The sequence below is a fragment of the Anaplasma bovis genome, assembly GCF_036903315.1.
In the GTDB taxonomy this organism is placed as follows: Bacteria; Pseudomonadota; Alphaproteobacteria; order Rickettsiales; family Anaplasmataceae; genus Anaplasma; species Anaplasma bovis.
Map to the genome: position 1 here is coordinate 1 of NZ_JAWLNY010000009.1, position 26,993 is coordinate 26,993.

Below are 26,993 nucleotides of genomic sequence, written 5' to 3' on the forward strand. Positions count from 1 at the left end.
AGAGGGGAGATGGTGATGAAGAAGGTATTTATCTCCTCGCTAAAGATCTTGCTTACAATGTTGCTCTCGATCAGACTGATAAATTGACTGAGGGGATACAAAAACTGAGCCATAAGGGGCTGTACGATGTCAAGGAGGAGATAAATAGCCTTGATCCTGGAAGAGATAGTAGTACCAGTGCTATTAAGAAGAAGATCTGTGGTACTGGTGCCTACCAAGGCAGCTCAGGTGCTAGTGGTGGTGAATTGCATGAAACTAAAGGAAAATGTGGTGAGTCCAAGAGTGGTGTATATAGCAGCAGCACTGACGGGGACTGGGATGTCTTGTGGGCGTCACTGCAAAATACTACTAGTCATAAGGGAGGAAATTACGAAAGGGAGAGTACAGCAAAGAAGATAGGGAAGGAGACATCAGAAAAGATATCTCAAGACATCAGAGGCCTAACCAGAGAACAGCACGGAGTAGTCTCAAGTGCGTTTGCGAAGGCACATGAAGGAGCGGAAATAGTAGAGATACGCTCTATATCTACCGGAAACGCCGGCAAAGGCTACTCTCACAACTACGCACTCCTTCCCTAGAAATATTCTCCAGCTTAGCTAAAACATGTACCTCACCCCAATTTCACCACCTAAATATGCTGTGCTTATCTTTGCGCTCGCAAACGTCGGTCTAGGATCCATTCCGTTAGCTGAAGGCACAATCAGCTTTATATTGTCGAAGGTGTCCCTGTGCATTGCGTGATAATACCCACCGATGAATAATAGTGCATCGTCCGTAACTGCTATCCCCACACCCATCTTTCCATAATATCCATGAGTAACTTCTGATGTATCTAAAATATCTATCACGTTTCCGCTAATTCCCATGCATACATATGATACTATGGGATCATGTTTTGATCTTATATCACAACATACGTTGAAAGTTATCGATGAGACGCCTATCTTTTCGTTTTTTACCAGAACATAATTTGTTTTACTAATCGCCTTGCCCCTTACTAAAGCTATATACGCAGGATCATCTTCGTGCATAGATCCAGCTGCCCCCCTTACATTGAACTCATTGTGGAAACTCTCAAACTCCATCCTTATATCACCAATGCGATACCCGATACTTCCGGAAAATCCAAAGTAATCATTGTCATAGAATGAAGATCTATAAGTTGTGAAAGATTTTTCATTATCCGTATCTACTGTAACACTGCCCTGCATGCTCATTTTCATTACTGTACCCACGCCAGGAACAAAGTTATTAGCCTCTTCTACTTCAAGATTACCAAAATTAGGAAAACTACTCCTGTACGAACTACTAAAATACAAACCCTCATCTGTCATACTTACACCCCTCACCACTTCCTCTATAGAAGAGGCTCCGGCAGCGCACAGCATCACAAGAACAAGTACTGGCTTATATATGCGTGTGCTGCTCGTAGATAGCTTCATTGATTTCATAACTGTACCCATTTAGTTAGCAAAGCGCTTCATGTCTGAAGTTTCCTACGTATGACTTGGCGCTGTGGAGTAGACTTTTAGAGAAAAAACCTTAATTAAGGTCTAATTTATCCTAAAAATGTTGCCTTTATTTATGAAATCTCATATGAAAGCATGTTTTATCGTCCATAATCTTGGGGCGATGTATATAAGATTTTGTGGAGGAAAATTTCATATCATAATAGGAATATATGTGCACTGGAGTTGTTACACTTGACAAAATGTGCCCATACAAACCCGCACCAATCATAACTCTCGAGTATGTCCGTCTACGGGCCCTATGTTGCTAGTAGGGAGCTGCCCCGCTGTAACTGTAGGGAAATTCGCTCTACATAGACTCGTTCACACATTCTTGAAGCCGGCGCGACTTGGCTGTAGAGCCCTAACTACTAGCGTAGTTTTTCCTCCGTTCACCTCGCAGAGCTCGTATTCGTCCTTCTCTTTATCCCACCTTACCTGTTTTAGGTCTATGGAAGAGCTCCATACGTTGTGCTCATACGTTACTTCTGAGTCTATAACAGCTTTGTAGATACCATTCTCTTTGAAAAGGCGCCCACTGAAAAATTCAAAAGCCCCAAATCCGTCTTCTATCCAAAAGATATCATCGAATTCATTGTTGTCTTTTACATCAATCTTTCCGTAGTACCTTGTAGTGAATCCTTCATTTTGTTGGCGTATTTCTACATGAAAACTGCTTTTATGTTCCTTTTTTTCTTTCATCAAGCTAGACCGAAGCTGGTGCAGTCGCGCATTTCTTCCACATATTTCCTGCGCAGTCGCATCGCATTCATATCAGAACTTTCTTGCACTCTTCGCACGATATTATAACAGATTAACAATTGGCACTAGGACCTACCACGTTAAAGTTTAAAAAACCTTAAAAATGATTTTCACGTTGTGGGCATGTATGTACCTATAGCGAACTTAAAGTGTTTACATGAGGTGAGTAAAGTAGTAGCATTCCACGCAGCGTTTGTATTACATTTTGACAATGTCGCTTCACGTCTGTTTACCAAATCAACCCGTTTCTAGACCAAAGATTACTGTTCTTGGTGTAGGTGGCGCGGGAGGTAACGCTGTAAATAACATGATACAGTCGTGTCTTCAGGGTGTGCACTTTGTGGTTGCAAACACTGATGCACAAGCACTTGAATCCTCACTGGCGGAGAAGAAAATTCAGCTAGGTCTGAATCTTACCAGGGGGCTAGGCGCGGGATCTTTACCTGAAGTTGGTAGGGGTGCTGCGGAGGAGTCCATAGATGAGATAATGGCTGAAGTTGCAGATAGCAATATGCTTTTCATAACTGCTGGTATGGGTGGTGGCACTGGAACAGGTGCGGCTCCTGTTATTGCTAGAACTGCAAAAGAAAAAAAGATTCTCACTGTGGGCGTCGTCACTAGGCCTTTTCATTTTGAAGGTGCTCGCAGAATGAAGACTGCAGATGCCGGAGTTGAGGAGCTTCAAAAGCATATAGATACACTAATAGTGATCCCAAATCAGAACCTATTCAGGGTCGCTGACGAGAACACTACTTTTGCAGATGCGTTCAGACTAGCAGACACGGTGCTCCACACAGGCGTGCGAGGTATAACTGATCTTATGGTTATGCCTGGTATGATAAATTTAGATTTCGCTGACATAAAAGTCATAATGAGCGAAATGGGTAAAGCAATGATGGGAACAGGGGAAGCTGAGGGCGATCAGCGCGCTGTCCTGGCTGCGGAGGCTGCTATATCCAACCCACTTCTAGACAATGTATCTATGAGGGGTGCTAGGGGAATTTTGATCAATATTACCGGTGGCTCTGACATGACGCTCTTCGAGGTTGATGCAGCTGCTAACCGTATAAAAGAAGAGGTTGATGATAACGCCAACATCATCTTCGGGTCCACCTTCGATGAGAGCATTTCCGGCAAAATACGGGTCTCTGTTCTTGCTACCGGCATAGATTGCCACTCGCCTCAGAAGGTTGCTGATCTGCATAGTCATGTTGACCCTCATGCTTCTACAGTAGCTAATATTCTTGCTGGATGTGTGGGAACCAGGCGGCAGCCTGTCCATGATACACCGGGTACACCTTCTACGTTTAGTACTTACCCAGAAAGAAATACTCTAAACTGGGATGGCAAGTCCTTTGATATACCTGCGTTTTTGCGTAAAAGATAGAGGAGAGTGCCTTCTGCACCGCGTGGGGGTATTTTGGTGCATCGCATTCTGAGGTCGCGCTTGTGGCTCTGCACGTAGGCGGCTTGCTTCCTGGTGTAATCTCTGTGCATTGTTGAAGGTGTAGTAACCATTGCCAGTGTAGGTAAAGATTATGGTACTGTGTTGATAGTTGAAGTAAACATTCAGGATGATAGGTGGCACGTTCTGTTGTGTGACCCTGAATGTTACGTACAAGAATTAGCTACTTCTTTTTTAGAGGATCTAGGTACAGAAAAATCTGAGAGTGTTCTCTCAATAGTACTTGCAGGAGATGCTCTACTCTTTGAGCTTAATTCCACATATCGCAATATCAGCAAGCCCACTAATGTTTTATCCTTCAACTATGAAAATGTTTCATATAACAGCTATATGGGCGAAATTTTCCTGTCTGTTGAGCGTATAGAGACAGAAGCGGCAGAGATGCAAATATCCTTTCCTGACCATCTTGCACATATGTTAATTCACGGAATACTGCATCTCTTGGGATATGACCACAACACACCAGAAGAAACTGAAAAAATGCAAGCAGTTGAAATAAGCTTGCTCCAGAAAAGGAACATAAGTAACCCTTATGAAATATAGTAGGTATTTCCATGCAAGCAACTGTAGACACTTTCCTGAGGTTAGTGTTGAGGGATACCCACTAAATATGTATACTGCTGTCTACTAGTTGAGGGAGTTATGGACCAACTTTGCGGTATGGTACTTGTAGGCGTGATATGCTCCCCTCATGGGATAAAGGGGCTTGTCAAAGTTAAAACATTCACTGACAATCCGATAGATATTTCCTCTTATGGAACTCTTATTGATGGCACAAGGTCGTTCGACCTTTCTGTGGTTTCTGTATTGAATAACACCACTGTGATAGCAAAAATAGCGGGTATCTCAACTAGGTCTGAAGCCGAAACTCTGCGTAATATCAAACTCTATATTTCTTCTTCACAGCTCCCCAAACCTCTGGAAAATGAGTTCTACGTACATGATATCATTGGGATGGACGTGGTGTTCACTAATGGAGAACCTTATGGTACTGTGTGTGAGGTATTCAATTTTGGCTCATGTGATGTGATAGAAATATTGCTCCCAAACGCTAAAAAGGTCTTACTTCCCTTTACGATTGATGTCTTTCCTCGCCTTGATACTGTAGCTAGAAAGCTTACCGTAGTTCCTCCGGAGGTTGTGGGGTGTGGTAAATGATTTTCAACATCCTAACAATATTTCCAGATATGTTTCCTGGTCCTCTCGGGTATTCAAACATAGGAACAGCATTGAAAAACAAGTTGTGGACTTTGAATGTAATAGACATACGAGCATTTGCCCTGGATAAACACTTAAGTGTAGACGATAGGCCTTATGGCGGTGGCCCCGGAATGATTATGAAGGCCGATGTCTTGGGGAGATGTGTGGACAACATATTATCTGTGCATCCTACAACTAAACTGATATTTCCTTCCCCTAGAGGAAGAAAGTTCGACCAAGATATCGCTAGACAAATCATTGAGTTTGACAATATAACTTTACTTTGCGGACGCTTTGAAGGTATTGATGAGAGGGTTGTTGATTTCTATAAGTTCCAGGAAATAAGCGTTGGTGATTATATCCTGTCTGGTGGCGAGCTAGGCTCTATGGTCATTGTTGATGCATGCCTACGAATGTTACCTGGAGTGCTGGGAAACGCAGCCAGTTTGGAGGATGAGAGTTTTAGCAGCGGTGGTCTAGAATATCCTCAATACACAAGACCTGCAAAGTGGAAAGATCTGGGCGTTCCCGAGGTTCTCCTACGTGGTAACCATAAAGAGATTGCCGTATGGCGGAGGATGTCCTCGCGCGCTCTTACGACTAGTAGGCGTCCTGATTTATTGGCCGACGATAACGATTAGTGGGTGTTATTATGAGTAATTTGCTTGAGAAGTTTAACAATAAACAGATGGTTTCATCCTCTGACGTGGTGCGGCCAAGTTTTTCTCCTGGGGATACACTAAAGGTAGCTATAAATGTGTACGATGGTCTCAGCTGGAGAATACAGACATTTGAAGGGGTTTGTATAAAAAAGAGAAATAGAGGCGTACACTCTTCTTTCGTGCTTCGTAAAATAAGCCACAACGAGAGCATTCAGCTGCAAGTTTTTCTGTACTCTCCCAATGTCAAATCCATTGAGGTTGTGAGACATGGGAAGGTGCGCAGGGCTAAGTTATACTACTTATTGGAGCTTTTCGGTAAAGCAGCTCGTATTAAAGAAAAAACTGATGTTCGCCGCAAGTCATCTTCTTGATATTAGCGGCCTATTTCTGCGAGTATGATGTCTATGGCTTCTTCCGCTGCTCTTGCTTGTATTTCATAGCGTTTAGAGTGGGGATTGAACTTGTGGGGGTATACTGTTCTTGTACCTGAGCGCGTTGCTAGTCCTATGTACACATCCCCAGTTCTCTCTTCGTTAGTCGTTGTTGTGCCGTCACCTTCATTTCGCATGTTGCTTGTATTGGAGCCCGCGAAGCCTGTTATGGAAACTGCAATGTCTATACCAAGGGGTCGCATGGCTTCTAGCGCTCTAAAAGCCATTTCATCGGCGACTTTTTCACTGGCAGCTCCGTGGGTTTCTATAATTTCTGCCGGAATATTAAGGAGCTTTATCTTAGCATCGTCCATATAGGTAACGACTGAGCCAAAAAATACCTTTGAGGCATCGGGTACAGAGGAAAATAGAAAGGCCAGTAGGCCCCCTGTGCATGATTCTGCAAACGTTACCTTTTTACCGCACGCCAGCAGTTTCTCCACACACGTTTCAACCTTCTTTATCAAAATGCCGCTCACATGCATATAAAAACTCGCTCCTTCTCCAAAATGTAATTATCATACCAAACAGTTCAGATACATTCTTTAAAGCTCTTTGTTATGATAAAAATTTCAACTTCACACGGGGACTCTTACGAGTTTTCTCCTGCTGTTACATGCGACCATGTTGTTCAGCGTATATTTCCTGATATTTATGATCGCGTGGTTGCGGTTTCTCTAAACGAAGAACCTAGAGATTTGTACACAAGCATAACAGAAGATAGTCTCATTGATCCCATTCTCATTGATAGTGATGAAGGAAGGAAAATCATCAATAGGAGCTCTTCTTTTGTCCTTGCAATGGCCATAAAGTCATTATTTCCTACCAGCAGTTTGGGGACAGGATCTATAGACGACAACGGGTTTTTTTACGATTTTTTCTTAACATGCAATTTATCAGAAAAGGACTTTAAAGATATAGAAAACAAAATCAATGAAATTGTTATCAGAAATGAGAGCTTCATAAGACAAATCCTGACAAAAAGTGAAGCCGAAAAACTCTTTGAAAACGATAAGTACAAGCTAGAGGTCTTATCGGACATCTCAGAAACAGACGTGGTAGTATATAGAAATGGCAGTTTTGTCGATATTGGCACGGGGCCACACGTACCTTCCTCAGGGTACATTAAGGCTCTCAAATTAACAAAAATATCGGGAGCGTTCTGGAGGGGGGACAGCAAAAATAAGATGCTTCAGCGCATCTATGGGACAGCTTGGCACAGTAAAGATGCTCTGGAAGCTTATCAAACCCGGATGAAGGAAGCAGAAAAAAGGGACCATAGGAGAATTGCAAGAGATTTGGAATTGTTTCACATTCAGGATGAAGCATTGGGGCAAGTGTTTTGGCATGCAAAAGGCCTCACCTTATACAAAGTGGTGGAAGAATATATACGAAAGAACCTGGAAAGGTGTGGCTACTCAGAAATAAAAACTCCGCTCCTGCTAGATAAGGTTTTATGGGAAAAATCAGGGCACTGGGACAAATTCAAGGAGAATATGTTCATAGTTTCCGAAGAGAAAAAGTATTTGGCAATTAAGCCTATGAATTGTCCTTGTCATGTCCAAATTTTTAAATCTAAAACACGAAGCTACAAGGATCTACCAATTCGTTTTGCTGAGTTTGGGATGTGCCATAGAAATGAGCCATCGGGTTCTTTGTATGGGCTCATGCGGGTGCGCGGCTTTACTCAAGATGATGCGCATATTTTCTGCACTATGGATCAAATACGTGATGAGGTTCTCAAGTTTCACAAATTACTGCTGCAGGTTTACAAAGATTTTGGCTTTGAAAGCGTAAAAGTTAAATTATCTGACAGGCCAGTTAATAGGATAGGATCAGATTCCGTGTGGGATGCAGCAGAACAATCCCTTATACAGGCTGTTAATGATGCTAATGTGGAATACACGATCAACAAAGGTGAGGGGGCTTTTTACGGTCCCAAGCTAGAGTTCGTACTACAAGATGCTATAGGAAGAGATTGGCAATGCGGGACTGTGCAGGTAGATTTTGTATTGCCTGAAAGATTGGAGGCATACTACATAGGACCTGATGGCAGCAAACATCACCCGGTCATGATACATAGGGCCATTTTGGGAACTCTCGAACGGTTTATTGGAATTCTTATAGAGCACTATGAGGGTAAATTCCCCACATGGCTTGCTCCTATACAGTTAGAGATTTTACCTGTCGGGGAAGAGGGAGAAGTATTAAAATATGCTGAACAGCTCAAGCAAAAAGCGCAGCAATGTAATATCAGAGTGTCCTTAAATGACACTGAAGAAAGCATAGGACAAAAAATACGTAAATCTATTTTTAATAAAATACCTATAGTATGGGTAGTGGGTAAGGTAGAAGCTTCTAGTGGGCTTGTTTCTGTACGCAGTTATGGGTCTAAGGACACGTGTTCTTTAGAGGCCGATAAAGCGTTGAAAATGCTGGTAGCTTGTGCTAGCATCTGCTAGTTTTATGTCTTGGGTTAGCGGTGGAAAAAAGAGGAGCTGTAATCAACGATTCTATAACAGCCGAAAAAGTAAGGCTGGTGAATGCAGATGGTTCTATGGTGGGTCTGGTAGATATCGCTGAGGCGTTGGCTATGGCGAGAAGCGCAGACATGGATCTGGTGGAAGTAGCCAATGAAGGCGAATTTCCTATATGTAAGATATTTAATTACAGCAAACAGAAGTACACTAAAAAGAAGTCCTCAGGACAAAAAAAGCAAAAAACATCTTCTTTGAAGGAGTTGAAGTTCAGGCTCAATATAGAGGACAATGACTACAACATAAAGCTGAACAGCTTAAAAGGCTTCATAGAAAAGGGAAACAAAGTAAAGGTATCAATAAGGTTCGTTGGTAGAGAGATGCAGTATAAGGAAGTTGGCCTGGGCATCTTGGACCGATTGGTCAATGATACTGAGAGTGTAGCAAAGCCAGAATCTCCTCCGAGGATGGACGGCAATGTCATGAGCATGTTATTTGTGTGCAAAACCAGTGGCAGCGGTAGAAACCCTCAGCATAGCAGTGTAACTCCACGACAAAGCTGAGCTTGTTTTAGGTAAGCATGTAGCTCGCGTAGTTCTTCCCAGTGCTTTGGCGAGGGGTCTCTTATTTTATTTATTTAGAAACGTATGTGGCATTGCTCCTTCTTTCTATCGTCACGTCCCTCATTTTGCCCTCCGTACCGATAGTATCATTTATGGTAATGATTATATCGAGCGAGATCTTCCCATTTAAGATTTCTGGCCATTCCACAAAAAGCACATTTTCTTCTGTGGCAATGTCACATATTCCAATTTCACTCAGTTCATCAAAGGAAGAAATCCTGTACAGATCAATATGATACAGAAAGAAATTGAGACACTCATAACTATTGACGATTACAAAAGTGGGGCTACCTAGGAAGTCCTCTTTCGAGAGACAAGCCACAACCTCAGCGCAGAAAGTAGTTTTTCCCGCACCTAAATCTCCGATAAGGCCTATAACCTCACCCCCTTCTACTATCTGAGCAAAAGAACGTGCGAGCTTACAAAATCCAGCCTTATCAAGTCCTCCATGAAACCCAATAGGACTCACCTAACTAGACTCCCTAGAATACGAAAATACACAACACTTATTAGGTATACTCCTCGCTACCTGCGGTCACCCATAATATGTAGCAAGCTAACAAACATGTTTATGTAGGAAAAGTAGAGACTAGTAGCTCCGACAATGGCCATTTTATGCGTAGTTACTTCTGTACCATCATTAATCCTGTAGTACGTATCCCTAATTTCCTGCGCATTTACAGCAGTAAGCACAGTGAATACACAAACTGCAACAAGAGAAATCGCAAAGTGCAGCGCTCCACTAGCCATGAATATGTTAACTACAGACGCAATTATCAGACCCACAACCCCCATCAGCATAAATGAGCCAATCTTAGAAAGATCCCTCTTTGTAACATTACCGTACCATGCCATAACACCGAACATGGAGGAGCTTATGAAGAACACCCTAGCTATGCTGTGAGCTGTATACACCATAAACACGTACGAGAGGGACAGTCCCATAACGGCAGCAAAGCCGAAAAACATGGCCATGACCGCCTGCACACTCATTCTATGCAGCCTAGAGGACATTATAAACACCATCACAACAGGGGCTATAGCTACTACCCAGTGCATAGGCGTTCCGTATAGTAGGCCGAGCATGGTATCAGAAAGAGACACAACAAAGGCAACCAACCCTGTAGTACCTAAAGCCAACGCCATGTAGTTATAAACCTTTACGAGGTACTCCCTAAGAGCCACACAATAGTATGAACTCTGAGACCTAGCGCTGTAACTTTCCATAAAACCCCAGCATGAAAAAACTGGGTTATTTTAACACAACACCACTCTTATTTCAATATAAATGGTGGCTTTCTTGGGGACTATACTCAAGAACAGGGAGTTTTACAGAGAAACACTCTTTATTATACTCACGATATTAGCAGCGCCTCTGCAAATATTGTCGTAAACAACCCACATATTTATTCCACTGGGGACCGTGTCATCCTTTCTAATTCTGGATACATATATTTCTTCATCGTTTACGCAGTCTATGGGCGTTACGTACTCAATCTTACTACTGGAATCGACTACTAATATACCCTCGTGATCCCCTAATAAGTTCACAACGTCTTCCACATTTACACTGTCGCAAAATTCAACATTTATGGCATTAGAGTGCGACACAAACACCGGTACATACACACATGTAGCTGTTATGTTCACCTCACTTCCTAATACTCTTTGCACTTCGTACGCTATGTTGCTCTCTTCCGACGTAACATCCCCCATGCTACCAACACATGGAATGCAATTAAATGAAATCTGCTTGGGAAACTCTTCAAACGAAGTTTTCCTGTTCATAAACATTGCTTTGGTCTGATCGTACAATTCAGACATCGCACCCTTTCCTAAGTGCGACACTGAGTGATATGTGGACAGTACCACTCTCTTTATCTCTGAAAGCTCCCTCAGAGGACTCAAAACGGCAGCTATTTGCGAAGAAACACTGGGCACGGAAATGATATTCCTATCCTTGTACATAGGAATTACTTCCTTATTTACATCGTGGATAACTAGGGGAATATCCTCCTCCCTGCGAAACAGGTAAGTAGTATCTATAACCAAACACCCGCTTTCCGACACCATTTCTGCATACCTTTCAGAAACAGCATCATTGTCCACGAAGACTGCGACATCTATATCAGTAAAGCTACAATCATCTATGCATTTGCATACTAAATCAGCATCCGATCCGCAGCTTATTTTCTTTCCCATATACTCTCTGGTAGTGATGGCAACTATATCACTACTTCGAAATCCTTCCCTACTAAGAGCGGAAATTACAGCTCTCCCAATGCTACTGGCCGCACCAACAACTGCTATAGTATATTTCATTAGCTATATGTAAAAAGACATCAAAGAGTTGATTAGTCCTCTGTTATGCTCCATAGATTTCCTGAAAGCATCATCAAAAGCAGCCCTTATTAAATCCTCCACGGTAAAAGGCTTCTCCTGCAGCACAGAAGGGTCTACTTTTACTTCGTCAACTTTATACTCAACGAAGTTAGACAAACTTATCTTAACGGATACCTTGCCTCCCAAAGATTGTCCCTCAAAGGATTTTGACTCCTGATGAAGACGGAATTCGGAAATTTTCTTTTTCAGAACATCCTGCAGATCCATGAACTTCTGCTCATCAAATGACATAAAACCACCCTAATCAAGTGTCCAGCTTCTTGACATCCGCTACAAAAGCACCTTCGAATTTTTCCAGTACTTCCGCTACAACGTCGTCGGATCTCGGATTGTACATCTTGTGCACATCGTTGACACCATTTTTTTTGTCATCAATACGCACCTCAGTAGATCTAGGGGGCATAGTACGACATTCAGTAAGCATTTCATCGTGTATTTCAGATATCTCATTTCCATGTGAAATCAGCTTTTTTTTTTACCAAAGTCACCATCGTCCTCTCTCGACAGTAAGAACGAAGCCAATTTCTTCGGTGAAGGCAGGTCGCTTATGTAACACAACCTTATTATCAACATTTCTCCAGTCTGATATTGAAGTACCCCAGAGCTTTTTATTTCTTGCATACCTTGTGACAACAACTGCCATAGTCTGGAGAGAAATGAAGCAGAATTTACCTTCTCTACAGACAGTAAATCTTCTCCAAAACACGTCTTACCGGCAACTCCAGCAGCTCTAATACATAGCTCATGTACCAACGATAGCATCCCCTCACAAACAGATACTGGCGTGTCGCGCACACATGCATCCCTGAATTTTGACACAGCATTTTGTACTTCATTTAGCAGTATGTACCTTACAATGTCCTCCAATAGGCTGTTATCCACGCACCCTAGTAGAGTTTTTACGTCATCTTCAGAGATGTTACCCTTCGTGTATATGGATGACTGTTCCAGGAGAAAAATTGCATTTCTCATAGATCCCGCAGAGTGCTCCGCTATCAGTACCAGGCTCCTATCATCATGTTTGACGCCTTCCATCTCTGCTATCTGTACCAGGCGGTCATATAAGCTCTTCACGGAAATCCTCAGAAGATCCATCCTCTGGCACCTTGACAACACTGTAACAGGAACCTTTCTTATATCGGTAGTTGCCATTATAAACTTCACATGTGCAGCAGGATTCTCGAGAGTTTTCAATAGAGCATTAAATGCACTAATAGAAAGCATGTGAACTTCATCTATTATGTACACCTTATACCTAGACGAAAACGGCAGGTAATTTGAATTTTCCAAAATTACCCTTATATCTTCCACTCCCGTATTGCTGGCTGCATCCATTTCTATGACATCTGGGTTACTCATGTCTCTTATGGAAACACAATCACTGCATTCCCCACAAGGTTCCGCAGTGGGCCCCTGTCTACAATTTAAGCACAAAGCAACAATTCTAGCGGATGTCGTCTTGCCAACTCCACTCGCCCCCACCATTAGAAGAGGACTGCTAAAATCTCCCATTAGGAACATGTTCCTAATTATCCTTACAACAACGTCTTGTCCTACAAGATCTTCTAGCTTATTAGGCCTGTACTTCAGAGAGAAATTCACTGACACACCACACGCAGCAACAGGGACAGCGCAACCCGAATACGCTATGCTACGGCTGCTTTATTTCTAACCTGACCGACTTCACATGCAACCCGCTTGCGCTGCCCTTAGGTGTATATCACATCCATGGGGAAACTCCAACACCGTTGATTAAAAGAAATTCATCACCTCAGACACTCTCTTTGTCACGTCTACCATCCTTTGAGAGAAAGCCCACTCATTGTCGTACCATGCAAGTATACGTACCAAATTTCCATCTGTAACATATGTCTCTGAAAGATCAAAAACTGCACTTTGTATCGTATGATTAAAATCGCATGACACAAGTGGCTCAAAGCTACTTAATAGAACATTCTCTTGATTCCTACATTTGTGGGAAATTTCAGAATTTACCTCATCTACCGTAGTACTCTTGAGAACACAACACGCAAAATCTACCAAAGACACATTGGGGGTAGGTACTCTGATTGAGGACGCAGAAATTTTCCCTTTCAAATCCTTAAATAGGTACTCCAGCGCTTTAGAAGCGCCAGTCGATGTGGGAATCATTGATAATCCACACGCTCTTGCTCTCCTAAAATCTTTATGGCTGCCATCAACGTGATTCTGGTCCTTTGTATACGCATGCACGGTAGTTATAAATCCATTCTTTATTCCAAATTTGTCATTTATAATCTTCACCGCGTGAGCAGCGCAATTAGTGGTACAGGAGCCTATGGAAATCACATTGTGCTCTTGTTTTATATCGCCATCGTTAATTCCGTATATCACCTGTATGTCTGCATCGGTGACAGGAGCAGATACTACGACTTTTTTTACTGAATCTCTTAGGTGTTTTTCTGACAAACCCTTCTTATTAAACTTACCTGTACATTCAATAACCACGTCCACACCACATTCGCCCCATGGTATGTCTGCAGGATTTTTTTCATTAAATACCTTAACCTCCACATCCCCCACTTTAAGAGCTTTATCACCACTACTTTCTATTGCCCTATCCCACCTACCGTGGACAGAATCATTTTTTATTAGATGTCTACTTAGTTCAACATCAGAAACCCCATTGACGGCTACAACCCTAAATTTGCTATTTTCCTCAAAAAGGATCCTAAATACACACCTACCAATTCTACCTAACCCATTTATACCTATCCTTAGCATCTCTCTATTCTATAGATAAACTATAAAAAAATTTGCCATTATTGAGTCTCTAATGCAACCACTTATGTAGATTTGTATATTATGGTCTTTCTGCAATATACGGTGTTTACTTAATAAAGTAATAAAGTACACATTTTTTCCTAATTTATTGTGCATCTTTTCAGAAAAAGCTCTAGAATTACGCAGCTTTGTACCGCATTGGAAGCCACTATGTATAGTCGTGTAATGGTCCTTAGAAAGAAAATTCGCCTAGAGAAATTTCGCTATAAGGTTCAGTTAATTTCTGTACTACAACTACTCTTAGGTGTTGTAACAATCCTTTTTATAACTGTAAGAAATAGCTTTTTTCTGTACGTAGCCTGTGGTGCTACCAGTGGTATAACTGTTTTTCTCATGTTCTTATCTTCCATGAATGCGGTCTGGACTGTTATGTGTTGGGGGATAAATGTCTATGTTATAGATAGAATACACAAAAATCTTGAACAGAGTGAAAAACGGATTTTTGGCATCTATAAACCCATTCCATATAAAACTGAGGAGCAACTTCCTTGGCCTACACCTGCACTACATAACCACTCCTCTCAAATTACCTTGGCAGCGGCCACGCTTATGTGTTTTTCCAGGTTGATATCCTTGTCTCATCTGTTTATGTACAAGACACACATTGCTAAATCTTCCATTTGTGGCATTGTCATCAATCCAAGTTTACTTCTTGAGATCCTGAGCTGCTGCCTTTATGTAGTATCCGTCTTGGTGGCGTCAGCTGTGTATTTTTGCGGACGTAGATTTAGAAAGGAGAGCTCAAGTTTTTTCTCCGCTAATCCAGTGGACTTACAATTACGTAGGTTTACTCTTTTGCTCCTTGGTATGCTTGTTTTGTCAGCTGAACTCCTTATACGCATTACAGACGTTTTTGGTGTATCTTCTGCTTCCTTTCCTGTGGCAAACACGCTGGCTATGTTAGGTCTTTTCCTTTTCGCGGCAGGTAATTTCTATGGACTTTGCTGCACAGGTAAAAAGCTAGCCTCTTTAGAATATGAGGTAGAAACTGAAGCTAGAACAGCAGATTTCTACGTAGAGCCTATAGCAAAACTAATTTCCTACAACATCAGATGAGTGTCTTGCATTTGTAGACGTACGCTTTTCCAGCTTTACTCCCTTTATAATTTCCTCAGTTGTAGGGCTTATGTATTCACTAGTGTAATAACTATTAATTAATTATCTTAAAACGTGTTATACTTCACCAGCGTTTCTTGCTTTGGCCTTGTTGGGCATTGGTAACTTTCCTTGTTTTGTGTTTGTTAGGTATTGTTTATGATGCTTCCATATAGCATACCGAGAAGGATGCTAGCGATAGAAAAACTCAACTATCGTAGGCAGTGTTGCTCTGCCGTTACCTGTGCAATAACTGTATCCGTGTTTCTTCTGCTTGCATTGAGGCAGGGTCACATTTTAGGTTTAGCCTCAGCGGGGCAGGCCGTGGTCAATGTGTGGGTAATTGTCGACTTTGTCTCCCTCATAGCTGCTGCTACCTCCTTGCTTTGCGGGATGGTGTTGGTATTTGTAGTAGAGCGCAGAAAGAGTAAGATCCGTAAGTTGATCATAGAGGAATCTAGACGTTATGGATTCCGTAGCCGTATAGCTGAAGAGCGCAATAGAAAGAATTTTCTAGATAAAGCAAGTGATTTGATAGAAGACACTAGTAATAAGCTCGACCTTGTGGGGTCCTCTTTCATCTTTGCCACACAGATTTGCGCTGTTGTTGGACTTTTGGCATTTGGCCTCCAGTTTAATAACTCTTACAAGGTGGGCACTGTTGGTATGGGGGACTTTTTTGATCTCGTGGGGAACTCTGCTTTCTTACTCTCAGTCTTCCTGTTTACTGTTTCACATATGATAGTTCACAGAAACGTGAAAAAGTATTCTAAGAGTCAGGCTGAAACTGCAAAACTGCTTGCTGTTCTCCTGTGTGGCAACATTTTTGTCCTAGGAGGAAAGATCCTTTTAGTCCTTGAGTCTGTGGGTATACTCAACAGGACACCAATGCCTTTTGGGGAAACTGGCCATCTACCCTTAGCGTGGATGATTCGTCTCTTGGGAACGGGCTTGTGCGTGCTAGGTCTTTACGTGACAATGCAAAATACTAGTAACAAGTGTGATGAGCTAAGTAAGGTTGTGGAAAGAGGTGATGGCGCACAAGAGGTGATGAGTACACTTTCTACCCACGAAGTAAGGTCTTGCTTTGGTTATTTGGAGTATGGTACAAGGTAGCAGTTTCACTTTCGTTTACGATGTGCCATGAATTGCGTTGTTCTCCTATGTGGATGTGGTCACCGAGATGGGTCAGAAATTAGGGAATCCGTAATAGCTCTAATCGAGCTTGAAAGACTGGGAATTGACTATTTATGTTGCGCTCCCAATGTGTCTTCCAGCGAAGTAATAGATCATGTTTCAGGTACGGTCTCTGCTAGCGAAACTGGTAGAAATCTTCTTGTAGAATCTGCCAGAATAGCAAGGGGAAATATAAAGGACATACTTAGTATAGATCCTCAACGCTTCGACATGTTACTTTTCCCAGGAGGTTTGGGAGTAGCTAAGTTTTCCTCCAATATTTTGGACTCTGCTGGACCAGTATCTATACGAAAGGAGATATCTGATATCATCCTGGGGTTTCACTCACAGAAAAAAGCTATTGGGGCCATTTGTATTTCACCAGCCGTTGTCTCCGCTGCTCTTAATGGTGTGGCAAAAGTTTCAGTAACTCTTGGTGACGAGAGCAATGGTAATATAATTTCTCGTTGCGGTGGACTTCATGTCCCATGCGACACAGATAACTATGTAGTAGACAAGGAAAACGCAGTATTTTCCTGCCCCGCCTATATGCGAGACGATAAATTGCATAAAATACAGCTAGGGGTACAGAAAATGGTAGGTGCTATGTATGACTATACGAAGTCCAGATCTGCCTCCTAATTTGCCCTTTTTTATCTCTCTAGAATAGCTACACAGCCACAATCTTCTCTACCTTAGGTAGATTGAATTCTCTCTTTAGTAATAGGGCGAGGTCGGTTTTCTCCCAGGAAAAGCTTTCCTCGTCTTTCCTTCCAAAGTGCCCATAACAAGAAGTGGGACTATATCGTTGTTCAAATAATTCCAAATGTGCGCAGATTCCAGATACAGAAAGATCCACGTTTTTCAGTACGCTACTCTCTATTTCTCTGTTATCGACTATATTAGTTCCGAATGTATTTATACTAAATGTTAGAGGTGAAGTTCCCCCTATGGCATAAGACATCTGCACTAAGCATTCCTTTGCTAGCCCTGAACTAACAACATTTTTCGCAATATATCTCGCCATGTATACGGCAGATCTGTCGACCTTACTAGGGTCCTTACCAGAAAAAGCGCCTCCACCATGGGGAATGTGCCCTCCGTAAGAATCTACCATAATCTTTCTTCCTGTTACCCCTGTATCACAAGAAGGTCCTCCAGTAACAAATCTCCCGGTAGGATTTACTAGAAAGTCCGCATCACTACACATCCATCCTTCTGGAAGCGAAGAAACAAAGTGAGGGTAAACCATTTTTCTCACATCATTCTGTGTCATTTTTTCACTGTGCTGAATAGAGAGAACCGCCCTTATTATGCCCACTGGTTTGTTGTCCACATATAGGACAGTTATTTCTGTTTTGGCATCAGGACCAAGATCACACAGTTTACCACTCGCAATGGCATCATCTATATTTTTTAGTATTAGATGAGAATAGTGTATAGGAGAGGGCATTAGAGAATCTGTCTCATCTATGGCGTAGCCGTACATAACGCCTTGATCTCCAGCGCACTTCTTTTTTCCCACTCCCACTCCCATGGTAATATCCATAGACTGTTCGTGTATAAGCAAAGTTACGTTTACCGTTTTCCAGCTAAATCCTGGAGAGTCATATCCTATATCTCTGATAGTATGTCTTACTACCTGATCTATTTCCTCTTCCTCAACACTAACGCCAAAAATTTCGCCAGCTACTATAACATTGTCGCGAGTAACCATTACTTCTATGGCGACGTGTGCATTTTTATTCCTAGACATAAAGTAATCTAGTATTTCATCCGATATCCTGTCCGACACCTTATCGGGATGTCCTCTGGACACGGACTCACTGGTTATAAAATACCCACCCTTTGATTCATCTAAATGGAACACTCTAATATCCTGTTGGGAAAAGTTTAATACCAATTGCTAAGGTATATACCTGCCAGAGATGATACACAAATTTCTTTCATAAAACAATCAGTTCATAGAATTATAAAAGAGTCTAGGATCTGTGAGAATCCTTCGTAGTACAATTGTGTAGTATTGACTTAGTAACTCAAATATGTAAGCCTTCCTACGTTGTGTCCGTAGCTCAGCTGGATAGAGCAGCAGCCTTCTAAGCTGCGGGTCAGGGGTTCGAATCCCTTCGGGCACACGTCTATGTTGTGCGTTATCTGGTCATTTAAGTGTCACGTTACTACGATACTGTAATATTAGGTGGTGGCATAATTGGTGTATTATCTGGTATAGCACTGCAGCAAAAGGGAATATCAGTTGCTGTAATAGAGCATGGAAAATCTGTCCTTCACAATCTTTCTGATAGGGTTTTTGCCATATCAAAAGGCTCTCAAGAGATACTTGATGGTCTTTCTGTGTGGAATGATATGGAGAAATACTCCAGCATAGATCATATACTAATTTGCGACGATGATAGCTGCAACTACCTTCATTACGATAGTATGTTGGTAGATAACGTATCTATGGGTTATACAATTTTCGCCTCTGAATTGTCTGAAATTCTTAGAAAACGAATAGAATTTGACGTATTCAGTTCATCAAAATACGAGAGTTTTGAGATTAGAGATGGATTCAAGGAGATATCTCTATCCGATGGTCAAAAACTCAAGACAAAGCTTGTGATATGTGCGGAAGGAAAGCACTCAAATTTTAGAAGTATGTCTTCCGTAAAAACACTCAAATACCACTGTGGACAAAGTTGCATAATATGCAACATAGAACACGTACAGCATCATAATAACGTAGCTGTAGAGCACTTCTTTCCTTCAGGTCCTTTTGCAATATTGCCATTGTGGGGTGGATATCAATCCTCTATAGTATGGACAGAAAGATCTAAAGTGGCAAATTCTCTACATGGTTTAACAAAAGAAGAGTTTCTTACTCTTCTTCGCCATAAGTGTAATCATCATATAAGAGACATAGTAGACATAAACAGCAAAATAAACATCTTCGAAATCTCCATTATTTATCCTGTGCAGCAATGTGGTAGCCGTTTTCTCCTCATTGGAGATTCTTCTCACTCCATCCATCCAGTTGCTGGACAGGGATTAAATATAGGAATTAGAGACGTGGCAGAAACTGCTAAAGTCTTGGGGAAATACCACTCACTGGGAGTAGACATAGGTAAGGAGTTTGTCTTAAAAGAAATAGAAAACAACAGGATAGTTGATAACTTTTCTATGACCGCTATCACAACTGGAGTTAATAGAATCTTTTCCAGTAACTCGCCTTTACTAAAGGCACTCAGAAGAACTGCTATGTCTATAGTTGACATGTCCCCTCAGCTGAAAAAAGCACTCATTAGAAGCGCAATGGGCTTAAATAAGACCATCTGTGGTGAATATTAAAAGACTTGCCACGCCCCAAGTCATTTTTCACTTTTCTTCTCGTCATGCATCTGGTGTAGATGTTCTAGCACGGCTCTTCGCACGAATACCTCCAATTCATAGTCTATCTTTTCTATGGTTATCTTTTTTATCTTTGATACGATCTCGCTGGACGTTAGTTCACCATATCCTTTCTCAAGAACTTCTGAAATTACTTCCTCAACATGCGACTTGATACTATCTAATAGGGCTATATCTTCACTGACATTCTTCTCTATTTTGTAGGTATCATCATCAAACTTTTTGAACCCATAGCATACACCAGATATCAGCTTTGCAGGACTTTTAGCTAATACAAATGCAACTCCTTCAAAAATCTTTCTCCTTACTTCACCCCAATCAATCCCACATACCCAGCTCTGAAACCCATACGTTGCTATGAACACACTTACAAATTTAACCACTCTGCCTACGCTTAGTGCCTCCCTGTTATAGTAGTACCACTTCACTAGCTGGTACGTTCTCATGTACAAGTTAACTGGATTCTTGTAGAAAAACACAGCTTGTATCCCGTCATGTACAATACAAAACGCGAACGAAACCAGGTAGAAATATACAATGAGAAATAGCAACCTTTTTACTACCTTTTCAAAGTTCAAGAAAAGGTAAGTAAGAAACATGAACCTTAGTATTGACACATCAGTATACTTTTAAAAGTATCACACAGAGAAGCTGGGATGGGAGGGATCGAACCTCCGAATGACGGTACCAAAAACCGTTGCCTTACCGCTTGGCTACATCCCAATAGACACAAACAACTCACCTGACGAAGGTTAATAAAAAATGGTGAAAATGCAATGAAAAACAAGAACAAGTGCCTTCTACTCCCGTTTACTCAACAAAACTCTTGTTAAAGGCCAATTTTCGTATCATCATCTGCGTTGTTATCATGATTTTAATCTTGATCCTGTGAATTTCCAAGACATGGTTAGACAGTTGGAGTGCTTTTGGAGGGAGTACGGATGTTCTGTACTATTCCCTTACAGCTCTGAGTTGGGTGCAGGAACTTTTCACCCTGCCACTTCCATGGCGGTACTTTCCGGAAAGAAGAATATGGTTGCCTATGTCCAACCAGTGATAAGGCCATGCGATGGCAGATATGGTGATAACCAGAATCGCTTATATCAGCATCATCAGTACCAAGTAATAGTTCAGCCCTCAACACCAACCCTGAAAGACGATTATTTACTTAGTCTGGAGAGTATAGGGATTGATAGACATAATTTTGATATTCGCTTTCTTGAAGATGACTGGGAAAATCCTAGCATTGGAGCTTTTGGGTTGGGATGGGAAGTTTGCTGCAATGGTATGGAGATAACGCAGTTCACTTACATGCAGCAAGTTGGAGGAATGTCATGTCCTGCTATTCCGGGAGAAATAGCTTACGGCTTGGAGAGAATAGCTATGGTTCTCCAGGGAGTGGACAATGTTTATGACCTAGAATGGGACAGAAATGGTGTTACATATGGCGATATATTTAAGAACAACGAAAGGGAGTTTTCTGCGCTAGCATTTGAGTGTTTTGACATAGACTTTTTGCTGAACAGTTTTGAAAATAATGAAATGATGTGCCTCAGGATGGTAGAAAACGGTCTTCCCCTCGCTGGTTATGATTTTTGCATAAAGGCTAGCCATCTCCTTAATCTCTTAGAGTCAAGAGGAGTTATTGGAGTTAATGAGCGTGCTTCCTATATTTTTAGGGTAAGAAAGATGGTAAACATGTGTTGCGAATCTTACGTTAGTTTATACAGAGTGACATAATATGTCCTGCGATTTAGTATTTGAGATCCTGTGTGAACAGCTACCTCTGAAGACGATGGATTCAGCCAGGGAATACTTGAGTAAAGCTGTTGATATTGAATTTCGCAAGAATTTCATAACCTGTACGAATCCCAGGGTGCTTGTATCCCCTAATAGGATCTCCTTTCTTGCCTCATACGTTGGCGGCCAAACATCAAATGGTGGTGAAGAGATAAAAGGTCCGAGAGTGGGAGCTGATTCGAAAGCCATTTTAGGGTTTTTAAAGAAAGTTGGGGGGCATAGCATAGAAGATTTAGAAGTACGTACGGTGCAGGGGATAGATTATTACTACGCATCTACGTCAAAAACATCTAATAACCGCTTGTCTGACAGTCTTCGTGATATTCTTCAGTCTATTATAGATAAGTTTCCCTTACATAAGAGAATGCGCTGGGGTAGCGGAACAGGTGAGTGGGTGAGGCCGGTTATCAATGTTGCTTGCGTTCTTGCAGATACAGTAATTCCCGTACATGTAGCCGGGGTAGAAGCCACAAAGCATACATACGGTAATTTAAGATTCTCAAAGGTTGAGCATGTTATTGAGAGCGCCGAAGGCTACTTACAATTTCTATCTAAAAATAAGGTGATTCTTGATCATGTAGAGAGAAGAAAATTCATTTTAGACCTTATAGAGAAGGAGATTAGAGGTACGCACTTAAGTTTCAATCCCAACGATAAAATCCTCGATGATTTCACGGGGATGTTGGAATTTCCAAAGGTCATAATTGGAAACATAGAGGAATCATTTTGGAGCTTACCTAAGGAAGTTATACTTTGCGTATTGACTCGCCACCAAAGGTATCTTGCCTTATATGATATTTGTGGACAGGTAGTGAAGTTTGCATGCGTTGTTAGTGCAGCTAACGAAAGGGTTGTGCAGACACATGAAGTGGTGTTGAGCGCAAGATTATCAGATGCATCTTTCTTGATAGAGAAGGACAAGCAGTGCGCATTAGACGAATATGTACGTGATTTAGACAACATAGTTTTCAAAAGGGAACTGGGTACTGTTTTAGATAAAGTTAATAGGATATCAGCTCTTGCAAAATACACTGCACTTTGGATACCTCATGCATCTGTCATTAGCGTAGAGAGATCGGCGACGCTGTGCAAAGCAGACCTTGCAACACTTCTAGTGAAGGAGTTTCCAGAGTTACAGGGCGTAGTTGGTAGATACTATGCTAAAGAATCTGGAGAAATTGAAGACGTGTGTAGAGCAATAGAAGAGCATTATCTTCCTGTCAACGTGAAAGACAACTTGCCTTGCTCCCCTGTAGGTATTGCTGTATCCATAGCTGACAAGCTAGACAGTCTCGTGGGGCTTATGGCTACCGAGAAGGCGTCTGGGTCAAGCGACCCCTTTGCTCTAAGAAGGTTATCTATTTCAATTATACGAATCATAATGGAAAATAGAATATCCCTTCCCCTCGATCTTATAATAAAAAAGTCAGCATCCCTTTATGCTAGTATGACTAAGAAGAATAAGGCCATACAAAGCCTTTTCCTAGATTCACACGATCACAATCTTACAGATGTAATATTCAGTTTTTTCATTGAGAAACTGAAGGGCATTCTTTCAAACGAAGGGATTGATAAAGAACTTGTAGGCATTATATCAAATACCTCTTTTGACCTTTTGCTTATAAGGGAGAAGGCAAAAGTAATAGGTCTCTATCTGAAAAGTGTTGAGGGAAACACTATTCTAAGCGCCTATAGAAGAATAAAAAATATAATACCTAAAAACGTAGCAGTGAAAGAAATAAAGATCATGCGCATTGTTTGTAACAATAGACTTTGCGTGGAAGAATGCGAAATGAATTTGTTTAAAAAAGTGAGTCACTGCAGAAAAGTTCTTCCCCCCATTTTAAAGGCTGGTGATTTTACTGCTGCAATGAACATTCTTCTGGAATTGAGTACAGAGGTAAATAATTTCATAGACGGTGTAAGAATACTGGACGAAAAGCGAGTGGAAATGTACAAAAACAGACTTAATCTGTCTATGTTGGCGCTGAATTTGTATAATTCAGTGATAGATTTTAGTAAAATACAGAAAGAAATTAGCTGTTAATATTGAATTTCTGACTTTTCAATCATACATAGGTAAACGGTGTGCGTTTTTTATTACTTCGTAGACCTTGTGTTTTTTGATGTAGAGTGAGTATGGCCGTGGAAGATTACTACGATTTACTTGGTGTAAGTAGAGGAGCAAGCGAAGACGAGATAAAAAAGTCCTATAGGAAGCTTGTATTTAAGTATCACCCGGACAGAAACCCAGGGGACAAGGCTGCAGAGGAAAAATTTAAAAAAATAAGCGAAGCTTATAACGTCCTTAGTGATAAAGACAAGAGAGCTGCATATGATCGTTATGGCCATGGTGCCTTCTCTTCCGGTGGGATGGGAGGTGCAGGAGATGCAGGTTTTGACGGCTTCTCTAGTGCAGGATTTACAGGAGATTTTTCTGATATATTTAACGACTTTTTCGGGGGAGGTTTTGGAAAGACATCTACTCAAAGAGCTCGTGAAAGTATGCGAGGATCAGATCTTCGATATGATATAGAGATATCTCTAGAAGATGCCTTTAAAGGGGTAAAGATACCTGTCAGCTACGTAACAAATGTCACATGTGCACAATGTGATGGAAGTGGTAGAGAGGGCGCAGCTAAGTCTGTAAAATGTGGCTCTTGTGGTGGATCTGGAAGAATTCGCACAAGGAGAGGATTCCTAACTATTGAGGAACTATGCGGCACTTGTAATGGGGAAGGAGAAGTAATAAAAAACAAGTGTAAGAGATGCGGAGGAAATGGCCGTGTTAGAAATGAAGTAAGCATACTAGTTACTGTACCTAAGGGGATAGAAAGCGGTAATAAAATACGAGTTAACGGAAAGGGAGAGGCTGGATATAGGGGAAGCAAAAGTGGTGATTTATATGTGTGTGTCTCTATAAAGGAGCACAAATTTTTCAGTAGAAAAGGAGCAGATCTTTATTGTAATGTTCCTATAAAAATGACCATAGCTGCTTTAGGGGGCGAGATAGAAATGCCATCAATTGATGGCACTTGGACTAAGTTAAAAGTTCCTGAAGGCACACAAAGCAACGACAAACTGCGTATGAAGGGCAAGGGAATGACAGATGTCAATTCTGATAGACGTGGTGATATGTATGTAAATGTTACTGTAGAGATCCCGGTGCGCTTAACTAAGAAGCAAATAGAGCTCCTAACAAAGTTTGAGGAAGAATCAAAGAATAATTGCAGTCCAAAATACTCTGGATTTTTTCAAAAGATAAAGGAATTCTGGAAAGATATCAGCTCCTAACACAGCGCTTAAGATGCTATATCTAAGCCTATATCTTTACACTTAAAAGCATTTGTAATGCTGCCTATTGAAATATAGTCTACTCCTGCTTCAGCTACTTTCCTCACGTTTTCTTTTGTTATTCCACCAGAAGCTTCCACTTTAGTTCTGCCTTTTATTAGAGAAACTGCGTCATGTATTTCAGAAACACTCATATTATCCAATAGTATTGTATGAACACGATTCTTTATGGATTCATCTACTTGTAAGATGCTGTCACACTCTACAGTAATGACAGCGTTATTACCCATTTTAGACCTTATTCTAGAGACGCATTCAGTTATACTACCACAGCTTGATATGTGATTATCCTTCACCATTATACCATCATATAATCCCATCCTGTAGCTGCTTCCTCCACCTACAGAAACTGCATAAAGATCGAATTTACGTAAGCATGGTGAGGTTTTTCTTGTGCTCCTAATAACTGCTTTTGTCCCTCTCACTAGATCTACAAATTCTCTTGTGAGAGAGGAAATACCTGAAGCTCTCTGCAAGAAGTTTAGAAGAGTTCTCTCTATAGAGAGTATCAGTGATGCCTTCCCTTTACCAACCAGTATACTATCTCCAGGAGATGCAATACTTCCGTCTGCTTTTAGAAGGTCAACAACCATATCTTCACCGTACATGGCGTAAAAATCTCGAACTACTACCATGCCAGAGATTACCATTGACTCCCTCGCATTTACTGAAAAGCAGATTGTTTCATCAGCCATCACGCAGTGTGTTGTGATATCTCCTGAATGTTCTAAATCCTCTGCTAAGGCTGCCTGTATTATGTCTTCAAACACGATAAATTTCCCATGACTAATTGCGAGGCAAGATGTAGAGTATAACACCTTTTGTAGTATAAAGATAATTTACTCTCGTCACATGTTAATCTTATTTGTTGTATCGTACATATTGGGTTCTATACCATGGTCTTTGGTGATCACTAGGCTTCTTTTAAAAATAGATATAAGGAAAGTTGGATCTGGAAATGCAGGTGCAACTAATGTGTACAGAGTTGATAAAAAGTTGGCATTGTTGGTCCTCATACTTGATATAGCAAAATCAGCAGCACTTTTGAAGGTATATAGCACTTATGGCATTGAAAAAAACGTGCTGTGTTTATCGGGACTTTTTGCAGTTCTGGGACACGTATTTCCTATATGGCTAAAGTTCAAGGGTGGTAAGGGAGTAGCCACTGCTCTGGGAGTTATAATGGTAGTAAGTCCAAAAGTTCTGCTGATATTTGCGGTGGTATGGACAATATTTTTCCTACCGTTTAGATATCCTTCCCTATCATCAATAACGGCGATAATAGCATCAGCAGTTGGAATGTTCATCTTAGAAGATTGGGAAACATCCCTAGTGTTTATAGCTATAGCAGCGATAGTAGTGGTAAAACATAAGACAAACATAAGAAGATTGGTAAAAAGGGAAGAACACGGGCTTTAATCATCTATAATTTAACAAACTTCTCCTGTTATATAGATGACAAAGTGCGGTAGCTATGGCATCCGAAGCATGATCGCTAAGGAGGCTGGAGTTCATACCGAATGTATGCTTAACAACGAAAGACACTTGCTCCTTTGATGCCTTACCATTGCCAAAAACAAGCTTTTTAATGGTGGTAGCTGAATATTCATGAATTTCAATTTGCTTCGACATAAGAGAAATAACTGTGGATGCTCTAGCATAACATAAATACATGGAAGATTTTGGGTTTGAATTAACAAAAACCTTTTCTATAGCTGCCTCCTTTACGTCATACATATCTAAAATTGAACACAAGGAACTGAAAATCATGTACAACTTTTCGTTTAAGGATTTGCACGAAATAGCGTT

The 26,993-nt window shown here is 41.2% G+C and carries 30 protein-coding genes, 2 tRNA genes and 1 other RNA gene; 17 read left to right on the forward strand and 16 right to left on the reverse strand.

Annotated features, from left to right (window positions below; genetic code table 11):
• Nucleotides 1–578: hypothetical protein (locus R4I06_RS01440; protein WP_334413718.1), on the forward strand; the 578-nt coding region annotated here is incomplete at its 5' end.
• 18 nt (nt 579–596) lie between these two features.
• Here the strand turns inward: R4I06_RS01440 and R4I06_RS01445 are convergent.
• Together R4I06_RS01445 and R4I06_RS01450 are read right to left on the reverse strand one after the other, a co-directional pair.
• The gene (locus R4I06_RS01445) at nt 597–1,451 is read right to left on the reverse strand and encodes a P44/Msp2 family outer membrane protein (protein ID WP_334413719.1); all 855 of its coding nucleotides are present in this window, start codon (nt 1,449–1,451) and stop codon (nt 597–599) included.
• A gap of 381 nt (nt 1,452–1,832) precedes the next feature.
• A complete protein-coding gene (locus R4I06_RS01450; protein ID WP_334413720.1) occupies nt 1,833–2,210 on the reverse strand; it encodes a hypothetical protein in 378 nt (125 codons plus the stop codon).
• A 271-nt stretch (nt 2,211–2,481) separates the two neighbouring features.
• On the opposite strand from R4I06_RS01450, the gene ftsZ reads away from it, so the two are divergent.
• From ftsZ to rplS, 5 genes are all read left to right on the forward strand, one after another.
• Nucleotides 2,482–3,657, forward strand: coding sequence for a cell division protein FtsZ (gene ftsZ / locus R4I06_RS01455; protein WP_334413721.1), 1,176 nt, complete (start codon nt 2,482–2,484; stop codon nt 3,655–3,657).
• Between the two features lie 159 nt (nt 3,658–3,816).
• Nucleotides 3,817–4,278 carry an rRNA maturation RNase YbeY gene (gene ybeY, locus R4I06_RS01460; protein ID WP_334413722.1) on the forward strand — a complete coding sequence of 154 codons (462 nt, stop codon included), beginning with the start codon at nt 3,817–3,819 and terminating at the stop codon, nt 4,276–4,278.
• A 99-nt stretch (nt 4,279–4,377) separates the two neighbouring features.
• Entirely contained in the window at nt 4,378–4,893 is a 516-nt protein-coding gene (rimM, locus tag R4I06_RS01465) for a ribosome maturation factor RimM (protein WP_334413723.1), read from the forward strand.
• Nucleotides 4,890–5,576 (forward strand): tRNA (guanosine(37)-N1)-methyltransferase TrmD, encoded by a 687-nt coding sequence (gene trmD / locus R4I06_RS01470; protein ID WP_334413724.1) that lies wholly within the window; start codon nt 4,890–4,892, stop codon nt 5,574–5,576. Before rimM ends, trmD begins: the two co-directional genes overlap by 4 nt.
• 11 nt (nt 5,577–5,587) lie before the next feature.
• The gene (rplS, locus tag R4I06_RS01475; protein ID WP_334413725.1) at nt 5,588–5,968 is read left to right on the forward strand and encodes a 50S ribosomal protein L19; all 381 of its coding nucleotides are present in this window, start codon (nt 5,588–5,590) and stop codon (nt 5,966–5,968) included.
• Nucleotides 5,969–5,970: 2 nt separating this feature from the next.
• On the opposite strand, the gene R4I06_RS01480 is transcribed toward rplS, so the two are convergent.
• Nucleotides 5,971–6,513 (reverse strand): CinA family protein, encoded by a 543-nt coding sequence (locus R4I06_RS01480; RefSeq protein ID WP_334413726.1) that lies wholly within the window; start codon nt 6,511–6,513, stop codon nt 5,971–5,973.
• Nucleotides 6,514–6,588: 75 nt separating this feature from the next.
• Between R4I06_RS01480 and thrS the strand changes: the two genes are divergently transcribed.
• Both thrS and infC read left to right on the forward strand, forming a co-directional pair.
• Nucleotides 6,589–8,490: a threonine--tRNA ligase gene (thrS, locus tag R4I06_RS01485; protein WP_334413727.1), complete on the forward strand. Its 1,902-nt coding sequence runs from the start codon at nt 6,589–6,591 to the stop codon at nt 8,488–8,490.
• A gap of 20 nt (nt 8,491–8,510) precedes the next feature.
• Entirely contained in the window at nt 8,511–9,068 is a 558-nt protein-coding gene (gene infC, locus R4I06_RS01490; protein ID WP_334413728.1) for a translation initiation factor IF-3, read from the forward strand.
• Nucleotides 9,069–9,138: 70 nt separating this feature from the next.
• Here infC and tsaE read toward each other — a convergent pair whose 3' ends face one another.
• The 8 genes from tsaE to gap all read right to left on the reverse strand — a co-directional run bounded on the left by tsaE (nt 9,139) and on the right by gap (nt 14,294).
• Nucleotides 9,139–9,597, reverse strand: a complete 459-nt coding sequence (gene tsaE, locus R4I06_RS01495; RefSeq protein ID WP_334413729.1) for a tRNA (adenosine(37)-N6)-threonylcarbamoyltransferase complex ATPase subunit type 1 TsaE — start codon at nt 9,595–9,597, stop codon at nt 9,139–9,141.
• Between the two features lie 56 nt (nt 9,598–9,653).
• Nucleotides 9,654–10,355, reverse strand: a complete 702-nt coding sequence (locus R4I06_RS01500; protein WP_334413730.1) for a Bax inhibitor-1/YccA family protein — start codon at nt 10,353–10,355, stop codon at nt 9,654–9,656.
• 102 nt (nt 10,356–10,457) lie between these two features.
• Nucleotides 10,458–11,450, reverse strand: coding sequence for an aspartate-semialdehyde dehydrogenase (locus R4I06_RS01505; RefSeq protein ID WP_334413731.1), 993 nt, complete (start codon nt 11,448–11,450; stop codon nt 10,458–10,460).
• Nucleotides 11,451–11,453: 3 nt separating this feature from the next.
• Entirely contained in the window at nt 11,454–11,762 is a 309-nt protein-coding gene (locus R4I06_RS01510; RefSeq protein ID WP_334413732.1) for a YbaB/EbfC family nucleoid-associated protein, read from the reverse strand.
• Nucleotides 11,763–11,775: 13 nt separating this feature from the next.
• On the reverse strand, nt 11,776–11,934 hold the full coding sequence (locus R4I06_RS01515) for a hypothetical protein (RefSeq protein ID WP_334413733.1): 159 nt from the start codon (nt 11,932–11,934) through the stop codon (nt 11,776–11,778).
• A 59-nt stretch (nt 11,935–11,993) separates the two neighbouring features.
• A complete protein-coding gene (gene dnaX, locus R4I06_RS01520; protein ID WP_334413734.1) occupies nt 11,994–13,133 on the reverse strand; it encodes a DNA polymerase III subunit gamma/tau in 1,140 nt (379 codons plus the stop codon).
• Nucleotides 13,134–13,148: 15 nt separating this feature from the next.
• Nucleotides 13,149–13,244: signal recognition particle sRNA small type (ffs, locus tag R4I06_RS01525), an RNA gene on the reverse strand.
• Nucleotides 13,245–13,283: 39 nt separating this feature from the next.
• Nucleotides 13,284–14,294, reverse strand: coding sequence for a type I glyceraldehyde-3-phosphate dehydrogenase (gene gap / locus R4I06_RS01530; protein ID WP_334413735.1), 1,011 nt, complete (start codon nt 14,292–14,294; stop codon nt 13,284–13,286).
• Between the two features lie 210 nt (nt 14,295–14,504).
• Between gap and R4I06_RS01535 the strand changes: the two genes are divergently transcribed.
• The 3 genes from R4I06_RS01535 to elbB all read left to right on the forward strand — a co-directional run bounded on the left by R4I06_RS01535 (nt 14,505) and on the right by elbB (nt 17,267).
• The gene (locus R4I06_RS01535) at nt 14,505–15,410 is read left to right on the forward strand and encodes a hypothetical protein (protein ID WP_334413736.1); all 906 of its coding nucleotides are present in this window, start codon (nt 14,505–14,507) and stop codon (nt 15,408–15,410) included.
• Nucleotides 15,411–15,608: 198 nt separating this feature from the next.
• The gene (locus R4I06_RS01540; protein ID WP_334413737.1) at nt 15,609–16,565 is read left to right on the forward strand and encodes a hypothetical protein; all 957 of its coding nucleotides are present in this window, start codon (nt 15,609–15,611) and stop codon (nt 16,563–16,565) included.
• Between the two features lie 27 nt (nt 16,566–16,592).
• Nucleotides 16,593–17,267, forward strand: coding sequence for an isoprenoid biosynthesis glyoxalase ElbB (gene elbB, locus R4I06_RS01545; RefSeq protein ID WP_334413738.1), 675 nt, complete (start codon nt 16,593–16,595; stop codon nt 17,265–17,267).
• A 28-nt stretch (nt 17,268–17,295) separates the two neighbouring features.
• Here elbB and metK read toward each other — a convergent pair whose 3' ends face one another.
• Entirely contained in the window at nt 17,296–18,495 is a 1,200-nt protein-coding gene (gene metK, locus R4I06_RS01550) for a methionine adenosyltransferase (protein WP_334413739.1), read from the reverse strand.
• 191 nt (nt 18,496–18,686) lie between these two features.
• Here metK and R4I06_RS01555 point away from each other — a divergent pair.
• Nucleotides 18,687–18,760 (forward strand) — tRNA-Arg (locus tag R4I06_RS01555).
• A gap of 31 nt (nt 18,761–18,791) precedes the next feature.
• Nucleotides 18,792–19,970, forward strand: coding sequence for an FAD-dependent monooxygenase (locus tag R4I06_RS01560; RefSeq protein ID WP_334413740.1), 1,179 nt, complete (start codon nt 18,792–18,794; stop codon nt 19,968–19,970).
• A gap of 20 nt (nt 19,971–19,990) precedes the next feature.
• On the opposite strand, the gene R4I06_RS01565 is transcribed toward R4I06_RS01560, so the two are convergent.
• Together R4I06_RS01565 and R4I06_RS01570 are read right to left on the reverse strand one after the other, a co-directional pair.
• Entirely contained in the window at nt 19,991–20,647 is a 657-nt protein-coding gene (locus R4I06_RS01565; protein WP_334413741.1) for a hypothetical protein, read from the reverse strand.
• A gap of 34 nt (nt 20,648–20,681) precedes the next feature.
• Nucleotides 20,682–20,753: transfer RNA gene (locus tag R4I06_RS01570), tRNA-Gln, on the reverse strand.
• Between the two features lie 165 nt (nt 20,754–20,918).
• On the opposite strand from R4I06_RS01570, the gene R4I06_RS01575 reads away from it, so the two are divergent.
• The 3 genes from R4I06_RS01575 to dnaJ all read left to right on the forward strand — a co-directional run bounded on the left by R4I06_RS01575 (nt 20,919) and on the right by dnaJ (nt 25,124).
• A complete protein-coding gene (locus R4I06_RS01575) occupies nt 20,919–21,770 on the forward strand; it encodes a glycine--tRNA ligase subunit alpha (RefSeq protein ID WP_334413742.1) in 852 nt (283 codons plus the stop codon).
• Nucleotide 21,771: 1 nt separating this feature from the next.
• A complete protein-coding gene (glyS, locus tag R4I06_RS01580; RefSeq protein WP_334413743.1) occupies nt 21,772–23,877 on the forward strand; it encodes a glycine--tRNA ligase subunit beta in 2,106 nt (701 codons plus the stop codon).
• 92 nt (nt 23,878–23,969) lie between these two features.
• Nucleotides 23,970–25,124, forward strand: a complete 1,155-nt coding sequence (gene dnaJ, locus R4I06_RS01585) for a molecular chaperone DnaJ (protein ID WP_334413744.1) — start codon at nt 23,970–23,972, stop codon at nt 25,122–25,124.
• A gap of 8 nt (nt 25,125–25,132) precedes the next feature.
• On the opposite strand, the gene nadC is transcribed toward dnaJ, so the two are convergent.
• Nucleotides 25,133–25,954 (reverse strand): carboxylating nicotinate-nucleotide diphosphorylase, encoded by an 822-nt coding sequence (gene nadC, locus R4I06_RS01590; RefSeq protein WP_334413745.1) that lies wholly within the window; start codon nt 25,952–25,954, stop codon nt 25,133–25,135.
• A gap of 82 nt (nt 25,955–26,036) precedes the next feature.
• Here nadC and plsY point away from each other — a divergent pair, with 82 nt between their 5' ends.
• The gene (plsY, locus tag R4I06_RS01595; RefSeq protein WP_334413746.1) at nt 26,037–26,603 is read left to right on the forward strand and encodes a glycerol-3-phosphate 1-O-acyltransferase PlsY; all 567 of its coding nucleotides are present in this window, start codon (nt 26,037–26,039) and stop codon (nt 26,601–26,603) included.
• Here the strand turns inward: plsY and R4I06_RS01600 are convergent.
• A partial coding sequence (locus tag R4I06_RS01600; RefSeq protein WP_334413747.1) for a crossover junction endodeoxyribonuclease RuvC occupies nt 26,604–26,993 on the reverse strand: 390 nt, incomplete at its 5' end. It lies immediately after the preceding gene.